Source organism: Methylobacterium sp. 17Sr1-1 (assembly GCF_003173775.1).
Taxonomy (GTDB): domain Bacteria; phylum Pseudomonadota; class Alphaproteobacteria; order Rhizobiales; family Beijerinckiaceae; genus Methylobacterium.
On sequence record NZ_CP029552.1, the window covers coordinates 4,954,039 to 4,970,529 of the forward strand.

Here is a 16,491-nt window from a genome sequence, read left to right on the forward strand (position 1 = left end):
CCGTCCGGCGGAACGGCCGATCTCCCTGCGGCATCCAGGCAATCAAGGGAGATCCCACCGATGACCAAGCTGACCATCCCGGCCTTCGCCGCGCTGATCCTCGCCGGCACCGGCACGGCCGCTCTCGCCGACAAGGTCGGGGCCGACTGGATGCCGATCGGCCAAGTGATCCAGAAGGCCGAAGCCGCCGGCTACACCCTGATCTCCGAGATCGAGGCCGATGACGGGCATTGGGAAGGGGAGGGGATGAAGGACGGCAAGCCGATGAAGTTCCGGGCTGATCCGCGCACCGGCGCCATCCTGTCGGAAAAGGCGAAGTAGGACGCGGGCGAAACGCTGGATTCCGCGGCGCGGGAGGCGCAGAAGGTGACGCGCTCCCGTTCCACCAGCGAATTTTCGATCATGACCGCGATTCCCTCTCTCGCCGACCTCCAGGCCCGCTACGCCGCGCTGCAAGGGCGCGGCCTCAAGCTCGACATGACGCGCGGCAAGCCCTCGCCCGAGCAGCTCGACCTGTCGGAGGGGCTGGCGGCCCTGCCGGGCAACCGCGACCACCGCACCGAGGCCGGCGAGGATGCCCGCAACTACGGCGGCGTGCAGGGTCTCGCCGAGGTGCGGGCCCTGTTCGCCCCGGTGCTCGGTGCAGCGCCTGAGCGGATCGTCGTCGGCAACAATTCGAGCCTCGCCTTGATGCACGATTGCATCGTCTACGCGCTGCTCAAGGGCGTGCCTGGGGGGCAGCGGCCGTGGTCGAAGGAAGAGGAGATCCGCTTTCTCTGTCCGGTGCCGGGCTACGACCGTCACTTCGCCCTGTGCGAGACCTACGGCATCGGCATGGTGCCGGTCCCGATGACCGCAGACGGCCCCGACATGGACGTGGTCGAGCGCGAGGCCCGCGATCCCCGGGTGAAGGGGATGTGGGCGGTGCCGCAATATTCCAACCCCGGCGGCGAGACCTATTCCGACGCCACGGTCGAGCGGCTCGCCCGGATGGAGACCGGCGCGCCGGACTTCCGGCTGTTCTGGGACAACGCCTACGCGCTCCACCACCTGACCGAGCGGCGGCCGACGCTCCGCAACATCCTGGACGCCTGCGTTGAGGCGGGCCATCCGGACCGGGCGATCGTCTTCGCCTCGACCTCGAAGGTGACGCTCGCGGGCGCCGGCCTCGCGATGCTCGCCTCCTCGGAAGCCAACGTCCGCTGGTACCTGGGCAATGCCGGCAAGCGCACCATCGGGCCGGACAAGCTCAACCAGCTGCGCCACATCCGCTTCCTGCGCGACCGGGCCGGGCTCGACGCCCTGATGGACGGCCACCGCCGCCTGCTGGCGCCGAAGTTCCGCGCCGTGACCGAGACCCTGGCCCGCCACCTCGGCGGCACCGGTGTCGCGCGCTGGAGCGAGCCGGAGGGCGGCTACTTCATCCTGCTCGAAGTGCCGGAGGGCTGCGCCACCCGCGTGGTCACGCTCGCCGCCGCCTGCGGCCTCGCGCTGACGCCGGCCGGCGCCACCCACCCCTACGGCCGCGACCCGCAGGACCGGCTGCTGCGCCTCGCCCCGTCCTACCCGAAGCCCGCCGAGGTCGAGGCGGCGGCGGAAGTGGTGGCGACCTGTGTGCTGCTGGCCGCCGCCGAGAGCCGGGAGGCGGGCGGGAGCGGGAAGGTCGCGGCCTGAACCGATATCCGGGAGCGTATCCGTGACGCTCCCGGCATCTCCCACACGTTCGGGGCCTGCTTGATCGGCCTGTATCGATTCCTCCACCCGCCGCGTCGTTCCGGGTTCCACTGCGCGGACCCGGAACGACGCGGCGGGTGTCACTACCGTCGAGCAGATGAAACCGGGCCTCAACCCCGCCCGATCGCGGCGCGGTATTCCCGCGGGCTCACACCGTAGGCCTGCCGGAACGCCCGGCTGAGGACGGCACCAGTGCCGAAGCCGTAGGCTTCGCCGATCTCGCCGATGGACCGCCGCTCGAGCGGATCGTCGAGCGCCATCCGGATCGCCGCGAGGCGCTGGCGCGCGAGGTAGCGCGCGATCCCGCCCTCCGGCTCGAACAGGCGGTAGAGCTGCGAGCGCGACATGCCGAGCGCCTTTGCCATCGCGTCGATCCGTAAGGGCGAGCTGAGATGGCCGCGCAGGAATTGCTTCGCGCTCCGCAGCCGGGCGGCGTCGAGGGGCAGGCTCGCGCGCTCGGCCGCCTCCAGGCTCGGGCGCGTGCAGGCCGCGACCATGTGGAGCGTGGCCTGGGCGATGTGGGCCGCGTCCAGCGTCGTGATCGCGTGGCTGTGCGCGGACAGGCTCCGCAGGTGGTCGGCGAGGAGGCGGCCGGCCCCGCCGGTCAGGATCAACCCGTGCAGGGCCTCCTCGTCGGGCAGCAGCGACGCCACGGACGCGCGCGGCAGGGCGAGGATCAGCGAGCCCGTCTCCGGCACGCGGCTGCGGCGATAGGGCTGCGACAGGTCGTTGAGGCTGACGGCCCCGGCCGGAACCTCCGTGACGCCGTGCTCGGTCGCCACGCTGTAGGCGTGCCGGCTCAGATGCAGGATGAAGCCGTCCTGGCCGTCGCGCCGGATCTGGGATCGCGACCGGGCGGGTCCCTGGGGGGCGGCATTCATCACGCGCAGCGCCATCGGGCCGACCAGGGTCGTCTCGATGCTGCCCGCGAACCCGGCCGGGTCGGCGTCGAGGTCGTGGGCGGAGAACAGCGTCCGCCACGCATCGAAGCGGTCGCGCTCGGGCAGGCTGTCCGTCGTGAAGAGGGACCGGGATACGAGGCTCACGGGCAGGTCCGCTCGTCGATAGGGCAGATGATGTTAGCCCCTGCCCTGCGGTTGACCAGTCCTATTCGGGACACCGCCGACGAGCGCTCGCTCCCTGTCAGTGCATCGCCGCCCCGGCCGGGGCCGGCGCGCCGGGCTCCGCCGGCATGTGGACCGCCGCCGGCCGCCGCCGCGAGAACAGCAGGATCAGGACCGGCAGGATGATCAGGATCAGGATCGGCGCCAGGCTCATCCCGCCGACCACCACCAGCGCCAGGGGCTTCTGCACCTGCGAGCCGACGCCCTGCGAGAAGGCGGCGGGCAGGAGGCCGACGCCGGCGACGACGCAGGTCATCACCACCGGGCGCATCTGGGTATAGCAGGTCTTCAGCATCGCCTCGGCCCGCTCCTCGCCGCGGGCGATCAGCCCGTTGTAGTGGGTGAGCACGATGATGCCGTCCATCACCGCGATGCCGAGCAGCGCGATGAAGCCGATCGCCGCCGAGACCGAGAACGGCGTCTCGGTGACGGCGAGCGCCACGACGCCGCCGGCCACCGCCATCGGGATCACGCTGAGCGCGAGCAGCGTGTCGACGAGGGAGCCGAAATTCACGAAGAGCAGCACGGCGATCAGCAGGATCGCCAGCGGCACCGTGACCGAGAGGCGGGCCAGCGCCCCCTGCATGTTGTTGAACTCGCCGACGAGCTCCAGCCGGTAATCCGGCGGCAGCTTCACCTCCTGCGCCACCCGCTCGCGGGCCTCGATGATGGTGCTGCCGAGGTCGCGGTCGCGCACGCTGAACTTGACCGGCAGGTAGCGCTCCTGGCCCTCGCGGTAGATATAGGCCGGGCCCGACACCAGCTCGACGTCGGCGACGGCGCTCAAGGGAATCTGGACCATCGCGCCGCCCTGGGTCTGGCCGGCGATGCGCAATTCGCGGATGGCGCGGACGCTCTGGCGGTACTGCGAGGCGAGGCGCACGATGATCGGGTAGTGGCGCTCGGAGCCGGTGTCGTAGAGTTCGCCCGCCGAGTCGCCGCCGATCGCGGTGCGCACCGTGGTGTTGATGTCGCCGGGGGTCAGGCCGTAGCGGGCGGCCCGGGTGCGGTCGACGTTGATCTGCACCGTCGGCTGGCCGAGGGAGGTGAAGACGCCGAGATCGGTGACGCCGGGCACGCGCTTCAGGGTCGCCTCGACTTGGCGCGCCACGTCGGTGAGGGTCTGCAGGTCGGGTCCGAACACCTTGAACGAGTTCTCGCCCTTGATGCCCGACACCGCCTCGGCGACGTTGTCCTGCAGGTACTGCGACAGGTTGAACTCGACGCCCGGGAACTCGGTCCGCAGCCGCTCCAGCAGCGTCCCGGTCATCGCGTCCTTGGTCACGCCCTCGCGCCACTGCTCGGCGGGCTTCAGGGGCGCGAAGAACTCGCCGTTGAAGAAGCCGGCGGCGTCGGTGCCGTCGTCGGGCCGGCCGTGCTGCGAGACCACCCGCTCGACCTCCGGCACCTCGGCGATCACCCGGCGGATCCGGTTGACGTAGAGGTTGCCCTCCTCCAGCGAGATCGTCGCCGGCATGGTGGCGCGGATCCAGAGATTGCCCTCTTCCAGCTTCGGCAGGAATTCGAGGCCGAGATTGCGCCCCTCCACCGCCACGCCGAGGCCGATGAGGGCGGCAAGCCCCAGCGTCAGGGTGCGATGGCTCAGCGCCGCCCGGATCACCGGGCGGTAGAGCCGGTCGAGGCTCCGGACCAGGATCGTCTCGACCTCGTGGATGTGCTCCGGCAGCAGGTAGGCCGACAGCACCGGCGTCACCGTGAAGGTGGCGATGAGGCCGCCCGCCAGCGCGTAGGCATAGGTCTGGGCCATCGGCCCGAAGATGTTGCCCTCGACGCCCGACAGGGTGAAGAGCGGCAGGAAGCCGGTGACGATGATGACCGCGGCGAACACGATCGAGCGGCTGACGTCGGAGGAGGCCAGCGAGATCAGCCCGAGCTTCCTCGGCATGCCCCGGGCGCCGACGAGGCCGGGAGGCAGCGGCGGGCCGTGGCCCGAGAGGCGCCGGAAGATCGCCTCGACCATGATGACGGTACCGTCGACGATCAGGCCGAAATCGAGCGCCCCGACCGACAGCAGGTTCGCCGATTCGCCCCGCGCCACCAGGATGATGACGGCGAAGAACAGCGCGAAGGGAATCGTCGCGACGACGATCAGCGCGCTCCTCAGGTTGCCGAGGAAGAGCCACTGCACCACCAGGATCAGCAGGATGCCGACCATCATGTTGTGCAGCACGGTGTGGGTGGTGACGGCGATGAGGTCGGCGCGGTCGTAGATGCGCTCGATGCGCACGCCCGGCGGCAGGATGCCGGCGGCCTCGATGCGGGCCACCTCCGCCTTCACCGCCTCGATCGACGGGGTCGAGCGCTCGCCGCGGCGCATCAGGACGATGCCCTGGACGATGTCGTCGTCCTCGTTCATGCCGGCGATGCCGAGCCGCGGCTGGTGGCCGATGGTGATGGTGGCGACGTCCCTCACCAGGACGGGAGCGCCGCCGGACTGGGTCAGCACCGTCTCGCCGATATCGTCGACCGAGCGGATCAGGCCGACGCCGCGCACCACCGCCGACTGGCTGCCTAAGGTGATGCGGTTGCCGCCGACATTGAGGTTGCTGTCGTTGAGGGTCTTGACCACGCCGGACAGGGTCAGCCCGTGCGCCATCAGCCGGTCGAGATCGACGCCGATCTCGAAGGTCTTGGTCTTGCCGCCCCAGCCGATGACGTCGATGACGCCCGGCACGGCGCGGAAACGCTTGCGCAGGACCCAATCCTGCAGGGTCTTCAGGTCGAGGACGCTGTAGCCCTCGGGCGCGACGAGCTTGTAGCGGAAGATCTCGCCGATCGGGCTCACCGGCGAGATGGCGGGCTTGGCGCCGTTCGGCAGCGCGTCGAGCTGGGCCAGCCGGTTGAGCACCTGCTGCTCGGCCTCGCGGTAGCTGTTGGCGAAGCCGAATTGCAGCTTCACGTCGGACAGGCCGTAGAGCGAGACGGTGCGGACCTGCTTCAGGTCGGGCAGCCCCGAGGTGATCACCTCGATCGGCACCGTGATGTAGCGCTCGATCTCCTCGCCCGAGAGGCCCGGCGCCTGGGTGATGACGTTCACCATCGGCGGCGTCGGGTCGGGATAAGCCTCGATGTTGAGGCTCTGGAACGCCGCGAGCCCGCCGAGGATCAGGGCCACGAAGGCCAGGACGACGAGGGCGCGCTGGCGCAGGGCGAGGCCGACGATGCCGGTCATGGCCGATGATCCGAAGGTGCGGGGTCGAACGGAAGGGGGTGGCGTCAGCTCTGGGTCGACATCCGGTCGATGAAGAGCGAGCCGCGGGAGATCACCCGCTCGCCCTCCTTCAGCCCGTCGAGGATCTCGACGGTGGAGCCGTCGACGATGCCGGCCCGGACCGGCCGGTTCTCGACCGAGTTGTCGGCCCGCAGCACCCAGACGCTGGCCTTGTTGCCCTCCAGGATCACGGCGGCGCGGGGCACGGCGTGGGACAGGCTCTCGCGCTCGTTGATGATGCGCACGCTCGCGTACATCTCGGGCTTGAGCAGACCCTGCTTGTTGTCGATTTCGGCCCGCACGGTGATGCGCCGGGTCGTCGGGTCGACCGAGGTGCCGATGAAGTTGATCCGGCCGACGAACTCGCGCTCCGGATGGGCCGGCACGCGGAAGGTGATCTTCTCGTCCATCTCGACCTTGGCGGCGTCGGTCTCGCGCAGCTGCGCCACCAGCCAGACCTTCGACAGGTCGCCGATGATGTAGGAAGGATCGCCGCTCGAGCCGACATACTGGCCCGGGCCGATCTTGCGCTGGATGATGGTGCCGCTGAGCGGCGCATTGATCGGGGTGTTGGGATTGATCGCCGAGCCTCTCGAGAGGGCCGCCATCTCCTCGTCGCGCAGGCCCAAGATGCGCAGGCGGTTGCGCACCGCCTCCAGCCCGACCTCGGCGGTGCGGTTGTCGTTGGTGGCGGTGGTGAGATCGTTCTGGGCGGCCTGGAGGTCGCGCAGGGTGGTGGCGCGGGTCTCGAACAGGTCGCGCTGCCGCTTCTCGGCGGCCTGCGCGAAGTTGAGCTGCGAGCGGCTCTTGTTCAGCACGTTGAGGGCGGCGAGATAGTCGTTCTGGGCCTGGACCATCTCGTTGGCCTGGACCGAGAACAACGGATCGCCGCGCTTCACCTGCTCGCCGGTGCGGGCGAAGATCGCGATGACGCGGCCGGGATAGGGCGAGAAGACCGGCGTCGCCTGGTACTCGTCGACCCCGATCTTGCCCTCGGTGGCGATCTCCTCGACGAACCGGCGCTTGACCACCGGCTCGCTCGACACCGTGGCGAGCTGCGATGCGGTGAGGGTGAAGCCCCTGGCCGCCTGCGGCCGGGCCGGCACGTCCGCGAAGGCGGTGATCGGCTCCTGGCGATGGCTGGGTCGCACCATGGTGTAGGCGACGACCGCGCCTGCGGCCACGACGGCCAGGACGACGACTTGGCTGATCGGTCTCAGCGTCCGGGGCATGTTCGTCACACTCTTCGTCGGCTAGCGCACCGCTGCGGCGCGACGGGGATGACCGATCGGCAACGCGCGGGCAACACTTAGCCAATCTTGCTGACGCAAGCGTGAATAACTTTCGCGCCCGACCGGTTCCGGGCCGGCTGTGCCGTCGGCGATACACTTGCGCACGGGTGTCAGCGAGGCTTGGGATCAAGCGTGCGCCAGCCTCTCCCAGCAATAATCCTAGAAAGATATGGCGCGGGATCCCCTCTCCCGTGTGGGAGAGGGGTAGGGGTGAAGGTGCTGCGTTTCCGAGTAAATCGCCAAGCGTTGAGCTGCCAGCACGACGGTCTGAGCTCCGATCAGAACTGTAGCACCCTCACCCCGGCCCCTCTCCCACACGGGAGAGGGGGGACCCGCGCTCTATACTTCTCAGGTTGTTTGTGGCCCGCGAGGACGCCGGTTACGTCCTCGACTCGAGCAGGGCCGCCACCCGCGCCGCGAGATCCGCGGACAGGAACGGCTTCTCCAGCACCGAGAAATCCGCCGGGATGCGCGCCGCCTCGGCGTGGCCGGTGACGAGCAGGAAGGGCAGGGCCGGGAAACGCTGCCGCACCGCCTCGGCGAGGTCGAGGCCGCTCATGCCCGGCATCGCGAGGTCGGCGACCACGATGTCGAACCGCTCCGCCGCGAGCCGTTCCAGCGCCGCCTCGCCGCTCGGCACCTCGGCCTCGTCGTAGCCGAAGCCGTTGAGGAACGAGGCGGTGACGTGGCGCACCTGGGGATCGTCGTCGACCACCAGGACGCGGGCCCGGCGCGGCGCCGGGGCCGGGACGGCCTGCATGGCGGGGGCCGCCTCGACCGCCTCGCGCGAGCGCGGCAGGTAGAGGTGTACCGTGGTGCCATGCCCGACTTCACTGTCGATGCGGATCGTGCCGCCCGATTGCTGGACGAGGCCGAACACCATGGCGAGGCCGAGGCCCGTGCCCTGGCCGACGCCCTTGGTGGTGAAGAACGGCTCGAACACCCGCCCCAGGATCTCCGGCGGGATGCCGGTGCCGGTGTCGCGGATCGCGATCACCGCGTAATCGCCGTCCTTCAGGTTCGGGTCGGTGCTGCCCCGGACCGTCTCGTTGCGGGTCGAGAGCGCGACGACGCCGCCCTCCGGCATCGCGTCGCGGCCGTTGATGCAGAGGTTGAGGATCGCGAGTTCGAGCTGGTCGGGATCGACCCTGGCCGACCACAGGTCGTCGCTCAAGGAGCGCTCGACCTGCACGAAGCCACCGAGGCTGCGCCCGAGCAGGTCGTCCATGCCGCGGATCACCGCGTTGAGGTCGACGACCCGGGCCTGGAGGTCGCGGCGGTGGCTGAAGGTAAGGAGGCGCTTCGTCAGCGCCGCGCCGCGCTGCGCCGCCTGGGCGGCGTTGGTCATCAGCCGCGACAGGCGCGCGTCGCCCGCCACCTTCGGCAGGGCGAGCTCCAGGCTGCCGAGGATCGCGGTGAGCAGGTTGTTGAAATCGTGCGCGACGCCGCCCGCCAGCGTGCCGAGCGCCTGCATCTTGTCGGCCTGGCGCAGGCGCGTCTCGAGCAGGCGCTGCTCGGTGATGTCGCGCGCGATCACCGCGAGGTGGACGATCGCCCCGGCGGGATCGCGGATCGGCACGCGGGTGATCTGGCTCCAGGATTCCCTGAAGCCACCCGGGGCCGCCTCCGGCCCGGTCGCCGCCACCATCTCGGTCGGTGCACCCGATTCGATCGCCGCGCGGTCGGCGGCCTCCGCCTCGCCGGCGCCGTCTCCCAGGATGTCCGCCTCGGTGCGGCCGAGGCAGGATGCGGCCGAAGGGGCGCCGAGGCGCTCCGCCATGCGGGCGTTGAGGCGCAGGAAGCGCCCCTCGGTGTCCTTGAAGGCGATCGCGTCGCCCGAATGATCGAGGAGCCCGCGCAGCAGCGCGCGCTCGGTGGCGAGTTCCCGGGCGAGGCGGTGGCGTTCGTAGGCGCTCCGCACCGCGTTGCGCAGGAGCGCCGGATCCCAGGGCTTGGTGATGTAGCCGGTGATGCCGCCGCGGTTGAGCGCCGAGACCACCGCCGAGATGTCGGCGTAGCCGGTGAGCAGGATCGCCTGCGCGTCCGAGATCTCCCGCGCCTGGGCGAGCAGCGCGTCGCCGGTGAGGCCCGGCATGCGCTGGTCGGAGAGGATCACGTCGATGTCCGGCTCGGCGGCGATCAGCGCCAGGGCCTCGGCCGGCCGGCTGGTGGTGAGCACCCGGTACTCGTCCTCGAACAGGTCCTCGAGGGCCACCAGGATGTCCGGCTCGTCGTCGACAGCCAGGATCGTGCCGCGCACGGCCGGGGTCATCGGTTGGTCCGCCGCACCCATGGTCATGCGGCCCGCCTCGGAATGCTGATCACGAAGCAGGCCCCTCCCTCCGGCGACGATTCCACGGACAATTGTCCGCTATGCGCCTGCACGACGCTGTAGGCAATGGCGAGGCCGAGCCCGGTGCCGGATCCGACCGGCTTCGTGGTGAAGAACGGCTCGAAGATCCGTTCGCGCAAGTCCTCCGGCACTCCCGGGCCGGTGTCGCAGATCCGGATCACGTCGTGGTCGTCGCGGATCACGGTCTCGATCGTGATCGTGCCGTCGCCGGGAATCGCGTCGGCGGCGTTGCCGAGGATGTTCATCACCACCTGGTTGAGCAGGGCCGGCGAGCAGCGCATCTCGGCGGCGCCGGCGAATTCCTTTCGCACCGTGATGCGGGTGCCGAGCTTGTGCTGAATCAGCGCCAGCACGTTCTCGATCGCGTCCGGCACGTTGACGGTCTGCATCTCGCCCTCGTCGAGGCGCGAGAACTTGCGCAGGTTGACGACGAGGTCCTGGATCCGCGACAGGCCGAGACGCATCGATCCGACCCGGTCGCGGGCCTTGTCGAGGGCGCGCCGGGCCGGCGTGCCTTCCGGCACCGCGCCCGCCACCTCGCCGACCAGCCGCTCGACGGTGCCCTGATGGGCGAGGATGAAGGCGAGCGGGTTGTTGATCTCGTGGGCGATGCCGGCGACGAGCTCGCCCAGCGAAGCCATCTTGGCGGCCTGGACGAGCTTGGCCTGCGTGTCCTTGAGGCGGTGGTTGGCCTGTTCGAGGTCGTGATTGGCCTGGGCGAGCGCGCCGGCGAGCGCCGCCTTGGCTTCCGCCGCGGTGGCCTCGGCCTTGGCCCGCTCGGCGGCCAGCGCGTGGTGGCGCACCTCGTCGGCGACGCGGCGGTCGTCCTCCTCCAGGAGCTTGCGGCGGACCAGGGTGCGCACCCGGATCGCCAGCAGGTCGGCGTCGGCCCCCTTCGCCACCACGTCGTCGGCCCCGGCCGAGAACGCCTCGACGAGCAGGTCCTTGCTGGAGGAGGCCGCCGAGCCGATGCCGACGAGGTAGAAGCCCGGTGCCCCCGCACCCGTGGCGGCACCCCGGAACGCATCGATCCGGCGGCAGAGCGCGATGGCGTCGAAGCCGGTGCCGAGGAGATCGACCGTGACGCAGTCGAAGCCCTCACCCGGCGCCTCCAAAGCCGCCATCGCCTGGTCGGGCCCGTCGGCGGCGACGACCTCGTGGCCCTCCTGGGCGAGGAGAGCCGCGAGATAGGCCCGGAAGGTGGCCGAGCCGTCGACGACGAGGATGCGGGCGCGGCGGAAGCTCGCCGGGCGGCCCGGCTCGTCGGCCGGCACCGCGGCGCGCTCGCGCAGGAGCGCTCGGATGCGCAGGAGCAGCAGGTCGCGGTCGGCCGATTTCGGCACGTAGGCGTCGGCGCCGCTCTCCAGCCCCTGGCGCTCGAAGTCGCGCCCGCTCGCCTCGGTGAGCATCAGGACCGGCGTCGCCCGGGTGCGCAGGGCGAGGCGCATCTGCCGGGTCAGCTCGTCGCCGTTCATCCCCGGCAGGTGGTAATCGGCCACGACGAGGTCGGGCAGGCCGTGGTTCATCGCCTCGAGCGCGGCTTCCGCCGTGGCGTGGCGCGCGACCGAGAAGCCGTTGCGCTCGAGGAACAGGCGCAATTGCAGCGCCTGGGTCTCGGAATCCTCGACCAGGAGGATGCGGGGCTGGGGCGCTGCCGTCACGCCTGGAGGCCCGGCTGCACCGCCCGCAGGATCCGCGGCGCGATCAGGTCGAGGGGGAGCACGCTGCCGGCGGCCTTCAGGCGCACGGCCGCCGCCGGCATGCCGTAGACGACCGCCGAGCTCTCGTGCTCGGCGATGGTGGCCGCTCCGGCGCGGTGCATGTCGAGGAGGCCGGCGGCGCCGTCCTCGCCCATGCCGGTGAGGAGCACGCCGAGGCCCCGCGGGCCGGCCGAGCGGGCGACCGAGCGGAACAGCAGCGTCGCCGAGGGGCGCTGGCCCCCGACCGGCGGCTCGTCGACGAGCGTCAGGAGACCGCCGGGGCCGAGCGTCAGGTGGCGGTCGCCGGGCGCGACGTAGACGTGGCCGGGCAGCGGCCGCACGCCCTCGGCGGCGATGACGACGGTGAGCGGCACGACGCCGTTCAGCCAGTCGGCGAAGCCCTCCATGAAGGCCGCGCCCATGTGCTGGACGAGGAGCACGGGGAGCGGAAAATCCGCCGGCAGGGCGCCCAGCAGCTTGGCGAAGGCCGGCGGCCCGCCGGTCGAGGCGGCGACCGCGAGCACGCTCGGCGCCTGCGTCGCGGGGACCTGCAAGGCCTGGCCGCGCGCCTCGTCCCGCGCCGGCGCGAGGCGTTCGGATCCGATCGGCCGGCGCCGGATCACCGGCACCTGGCTCATGATGCGCAACTGGGTGCAGATCTGGTCCGAGATCGCCTCGTAGGCGCGGTGGCCGGTGCCGACCGGCTTCTCGACCACGCTCAGCGCCCCGGCCCGCAGGGCGTTCATCGAGATCTTGAGCGAGGAATCCTCGACCGCGTCGGCCACGACCACGATCGGGGTCGGGCGCTCGGCCATGATCCGCCGCGTGGTCTCCAGCCCGTCGATGCCCGGCAGGCGGATATCCATCGAGATCACGTCGGGCTGGACCCGGTGGATCTCCCGCAGCGCCTCCTCGCCGGAGGCGACCGCCGCGACGAGGGCGAGCCGGGGGTCGCGGCTGACGATGTGGGCGAGGAGCTGGCGCACCACCAGCGAATCCTCCACCAGCATGACGCGGACGGGGGTGCTCACAGCAGCTGACCGATCGTGTCGAGAAGCTCGCGCTGGTCGAACTTCTGCTTGGTGATGTAGGCGTCGGCCCCGAGATCGAGGCCCCGGCGGATGTCGGCGGGATCGCCGCGGGAGGTCATCAGGATCACCGGCAGCCGCGTCAAGCCCGGATCGGCCTTCACCGCCTGGAGCAGGCCGAACCCGTCGAGGCGCGGCATCTCGACGTCGGCCACCACGAGGTCGACATCGGCCCCGTCGCGGCGCAGGCGGTCGAGGGCGTCCTGGCCGTCGACGCAGACGAAGACCCGGTAGCCGTGCGCCTCAAGAATGCTCTTCTCCAGCGTGCGGGTGGTGATCGAATCGTCGACCACCAGCACGGTCGGCACGCGCGTCGCCCGGCGCTCCGGTGCCGCGACCGGGGCCGCCACCAGCCCGCCGGTGCGGGCGCGGACGCAGAGGCCCTCGGGGTCGAGCACCAGGGCGGGGGTCTCGTCGGCGAGCATGACGGTGCCGGACATCAGCGCGGAGTCGCCGCCGAAGGGCGGGGCCGGGCCGACGAGGAGGACGCGCACATCGAGCAGCCGGTCGACGGCGACCGCGCAAAGCGAGGGGCCGCAGCGCAGGAGAACGGCGCGGACGAGGCCGTCGCGGAGGGGAAGGGGGGCAACACCGGATCCGAGAAGCGACGCGAGGGGAACGAGCGGCACGACAACGTCCCGTCCCCCCTGCTTGATCCGTGCCGCCGGCTCGCCCGCCACGGACGCGAGGTCGCGCTCCGTCAGGCGCAGGAGCCCGGCGATCGCGCCGCTCGGCAGGCCGAAGGTCTGCGGCGCCTCGCCCGGCCGCAACGCCGCCTCGACGAGCAGCACCGGCTGGCGGGCGGCGGAGAGCGGCACGGTGATGGTCACCTCGGTGCCGTGGGGCTCGGCCGGCCGTAAGGAGGCCCGGCCGCGCAAGGTGCGCGCGGCCTCCGCCACCACCGACAGGCCCATGCCGCGCCCGGCGATCCGGTCGACGGCCGTCGCGGTCGAGAAGCCCGGGGCGAAGACGAGGTCCAGGACCTCGTCCCGGCCGGGATCGGGCCCGGGCGGCACCAGGCCCTGGCGCCGCCCGGTCTCGAGGATGCGGGCGAGGTCCGGCCCGCGGCCGTCGTCGCGGACCGTCACGACGAGCTGCGAGCCCTTCGAGGCGACCGAGAGAGTGACCGACAGGGCTTCGGGCTTGCCCGCCTCCCGGCGCGCTTCGGGGCTCTCGGCGCCGTGGCTGATCGTGTTGCGCAGGGCGTGCAGGACCGGGTCCTTGAGGGCCTGGAGCAGGCCGCGGTCGACCTGGAGGTCGAGGCCGTGGAGCCGCACCTCCACGGCCAATCCGGCCTCGCGGGCGATCTCCCGCACCATCCGGCCATAGCCGCCGAACACCGTCTCGGCCGGGACGAGCAGCAACCGGTCGGCGTCGTCGCGCAGGCGCCGGAGTGCCGTGTCGACCGCGCCCGTGCTGCGGCTCTGCACCCGGGCAAGGCCCGAGATGCCGCGGATCACGCTCCTCAGGTCGCCGTCGAGGCGACGCACCCGGTCGACGAAGCCGTCGAGGGCGATGCCGGCCGGATCGCCGGCCTCGCGCAGGCGGCGGGCGAGCGCCACCATCTCGCCGGTGCGGCCCTGCACCGTATCGACGCTGCGGCGCAAGCTGCGCGCCCCGGATTCGAGGCCCGCAACCGCGCCTCCGATCGCCTCCTGTCCCTGGAGCACGGCGGTGAGGTCGTGCACCGCCTTCGACAGGCTCTCGACCTGGTCGCTGGCGATGCGCAGGTACGCGACGGCGTGGTCCTGATGCGTCGGCGGCGCGGGGTCGGGGAGCCGTTCGGCCGCCGGTCCGGGCCCGGATTCCGGCCCGATCTCCGGCTCGCTGTCGGGTTTGGCGTCCGGCTTGGCCTCCGGGATCGGCGCGCCGGACAGGCAGGCATCCAGGGCCGCGATGGCGTCCGCGGGGGCGGCCGGCTCGGGCGTGCCAGCGAGGCCGGCGACCAGTCCCTCGATCCGGTCGAGGGCGAGATCGACCACGCCGGCGGTCCTCCGGTCGAGGCCGGTGCGGCCCTGCACCACCCGGTCGAACAGGGCTTCCAGCCGGTGGGCGACCTCCTCCACCGCCGGCAGGTCGACGGCGCGGGCCGCTCCTTTCAGGCTGTGGGCGCGGCGAAAGACGTCGTTCCAGTCGGCCGGCCGGCCCGCCTCGGCCTCGGCGAGCGCCGCCCGGATCGCCGCGAGGTGCTCGCGATGCTCGGCGTCGAAGGCCGCGAGGAGGAGCTGGCGGATGTCGTCCATCGGAGCTTGAACGCGCTTTCGAGTCCGTCAGAGCCGGTAGCGCTCGGCGAGCGCCAGGAGGGCGCTGGCGAGCTCGCTCAGGTTGGCGGCGGCGGCCTCGACCTGGCGGGTGCCGGCGGCGGTCTGCTGGCTCGCCTGGCGGATGTTCTGGAGCGCGCCCATCACCTGCTCGATGCCGAGCTGCTGCTGGTTGGTCGAGGCGACGATCTGCTGGAAGGTCTGCACGCTCTCCTGCACCCGGGCGGTGATCTCCTCGATCGTCGCGTGGGTGGTGTCGGTGCGCTCCTTGCCGACCGCCACGCGCTTGACCGCCTCCTCCGTCAGCATCACCGAGGCGTTGATGCCGCGCTGGATGTCGCCGAGGATGGCGCGGACCTGGGCGGTCGCCTCCTTGGCCTGGTCGGCGAGCGCCTTCATCTCGGAGGCCACCACCGCGAAGCTGCGCCCGCTCTCGCCCGCCGCCGCCGCCTCGATGGCGGCGTTGAGCGCCAGCAGGTGCGTGCGCTCGGAGACGTCGTTGACCGTGGCGATGATCTCGCCGATGGCCTGCGTCTTCTCGCTGAGCGCCACGATGTTCTCGGCCACCGCCTCGCTCTGCTCGCGGATCGCGTCCATGGCACGGGCCGTCTCGTCGACGGCGCGAAGACCGGCGCTCGAGGTCTGGGCGGTGGCTTGCGCCGTGGCGATCACCTCCTGCGCGCGCTTGCCGATCTGGGCGCCGGCATGGGTGATCTCGTCGACGGTGGCGGCGGTCTCCTGCACGGCGGCGAACTGCTCCTCGACGCTCGCGGCCTGCTCCTGGGCCGAGGCGCGGATCTCGGCCGCCGCCGCATTGAGGTTCGAGGTCGAGGCGCGGTTCTGGCTCGCCAGCTGGCGCAGGCCCTCGACCATCTGGTTGAGCACGCCCCCCAAGCGGCCGAGCTCGTCGCGGCGGGTGTCGGCGATCCGCCCGGTGAGGTCGCCGCTCCCGACCTTGCCGACGAAGGCCATCACCGCGTCGAGGGGCTGCACCACCGAGCGGCGGATCAGCACCGTGATGACGAGGGCCATCACGACGCAGACCACGAGCGCCGCGATGGTCGACAGCCGGCTCTCCTCGTAGATCGCGCCGACCCGGCGCTGGCCGGCCGCGATGGCACCGTCGAGGGCCTCGCGGGCTGCCCCCATGGTGCGCACGAAGCTCTCGCCCGACTGGTCGAGGGCGGTCTCGGCCGCCTGGATGCCCGGCACGTCGTTGGCGTTGATCGCCTCGAACTGGCGCTCGGTGGCGGTGCGGGTGGTGCGCAACTCGGCTCCAGCGGTGACGAGCAACTCGGCGATGCGCTGCCAGGCGGCGGCGCGGTCGGGCGAGAGCGACTGGGCGCGGTAGTCGTTGGCGGTGGTGATGGCGCCGGCGATCGCGGTCTCGGCGGCGGCGGCGTTGCGCCGCCAGGTCACCGTCGGCTCCTCCTTGGCCGTCGGCTCGCGGCCGAGCGTGCGCAGGTAGTAGCGGGTGGTCGCCTCGTCGCGCAGGTCGCTCATCCGGCGCTGCGCCTCGCGGATGTTCTCCAGCTGGTGCATCACCGTCAGGTCGCGGGTGACGATGATGTCGGTGGCGTTGCGCACCTCGCCGATCTGCCCGACCGCGTAGACGCCGAGCGCCACGATCACCAGGACGACGGCGGCGAAGCCGAGGAGGATGCGGTTCCCGATCGAGAGCGACACGCGTGGGGTTCTCTTTGGCTG

At 71.6% G+C, this 16,491-nt stretch carries 10 protein-coding genes; 2 read left to right on the forward strand and 8 right to left on the reverse strand.

All coding sequences use genetic code 11. The annotated features are described in order from the left end of the window. Positions 1-60 precede the first annotated feature (60 nt). Both DK412_RS22520 and DK412_RS22525 read left to right on the forward strand, forming a co-directional pair. The gene (locus DK412_RS22520) at positions 61-321 is read left to right on the forward strand and encodes a PepSY domain-containing protein (RefSeq protein WP_109973766.1); all 261 of its coding nucleotides are present in this window, start codon (positions 61-63) and stop codon (positions 319-321) included. Between the two features lie 81 nt (positions 322-402). Further along, positions 403-1,674, forward strand: coding sequence for an aminotransferase class I/II-fold pyridoxal phosphate-dependent enzyme (locus DK412_RS22525; RefSeq protein WP_109973767.1), 1,272 nt, complete (start codon positions 403-405; stop codon positions 1,672-1,674). A gap of 170 nt (positions 1,675-1,844) precedes the next feature. On the opposite strand, the gene DK412_RS22530 is transcribed toward DK412_RS22525, so the two are convergent. From DK412_RS22530 to DK412_RS22565, 8 genes are all read right to left on the reverse strand, one after another. Next, the gene (locus tag DK412_RS22530; protein WP_109973768.1) at positions 1,845-2,780 is read right to left on the reverse strand and encodes a helix-turn-helix domain-containing protein; all 936 of its coding nucleotides are present in this window, start codon (positions 2,778-2,780) and stop codon (positions 1,845-1,847) included. 97 nt (positions 2,781-2,877) lie between these two features. Further along, positions 2,878-6,051: a CusA/CzcA family heavy metal efflux RND transporter gene (locus DK412_RS22535; protein ID WP_109973769.1), complete on the reverse strand. Its 3,174-nt coding sequence runs from the start codon at positions 6,049-6,051 to the stop codon at positions 2,878-2,880. 44 nt (positions 6,052-6,095) lie between these two features. Beyond that, positions 6,096-7,322 carry an efflux RND transporter periplasmic adaptor subunit gene (locus tag DK412_RS22540; protein WP_109973770.1) on the reverse strand — a complete coding sequence of 409 codons (1,227 nt, stop codon included), beginning with the start codon at positions 7,320-7,322 and terminating at the stop codon, positions 6,096-6,098. A gap of 439 nt (positions 7,323-7,761) precedes the next feature. After that, positions 7,762-9,654: a response regulator gene (locus DK412_RS22545; protein ID WP_204165424.1), complete on the reverse strand. Its 1,893-nt coding sequence runs from the start codon at positions 9,652-9,654 to the stop codon at positions 7,762-7,764. Between the two features lie 23 nt (positions 9,655-9,677). Further along, positions 9,678-11,396, reverse strand: a complete 1,719-nt coding sequence (locus DK412_RS22550) for a response regulator (RefSeq protein WP_109973772.1) — start codon at positions 11,394-11,396, stop codon at positions 9,678-9,680. Continuing rightward, on the reverse strand, positions 11,393-12,445 hold the full coding sequence (cheB, locus tag DK412_RS22555; protein WP_204165631.1) for a chemotaxis-specific protein-glutamate methyltransferase CheB: 1,053 nt from the start codon (positions 12,443-12,445) through the stop codon (positions 11,393-11,395). The genes DK412_RS22550 and cheB overlap by 4 nt, the downstream gene beginning before the upstream one ends. A 17-nt stretch (positions 12,446-12,462) precedes the next feature. After that, positions 12,463-14,766, reverse strand: a complete 2,304-nt coding sequence (locus tag DK412_RS22560; protein WP_109973774.1) for a response regulator — start codon at positions 14,764-14,766, stop codon at positions 12,463-12,465. 27 nt (positions 14,767-14,793) lie between these two features. Further along, positions 14,794-16,470: a methyl-accepting chemotaxis protein gene (locus DK412_RS22565; RefSeq protein WP_245447181.1), complete on the reverse strand. Its 1,677-nt coding sequence runs from the start codon at positions 16,468-16,470 to the stop codon at positions 14,794-14,796. Between the last annotated feature and the right edge of the window lie 21 nt (positions 16,471-16,491).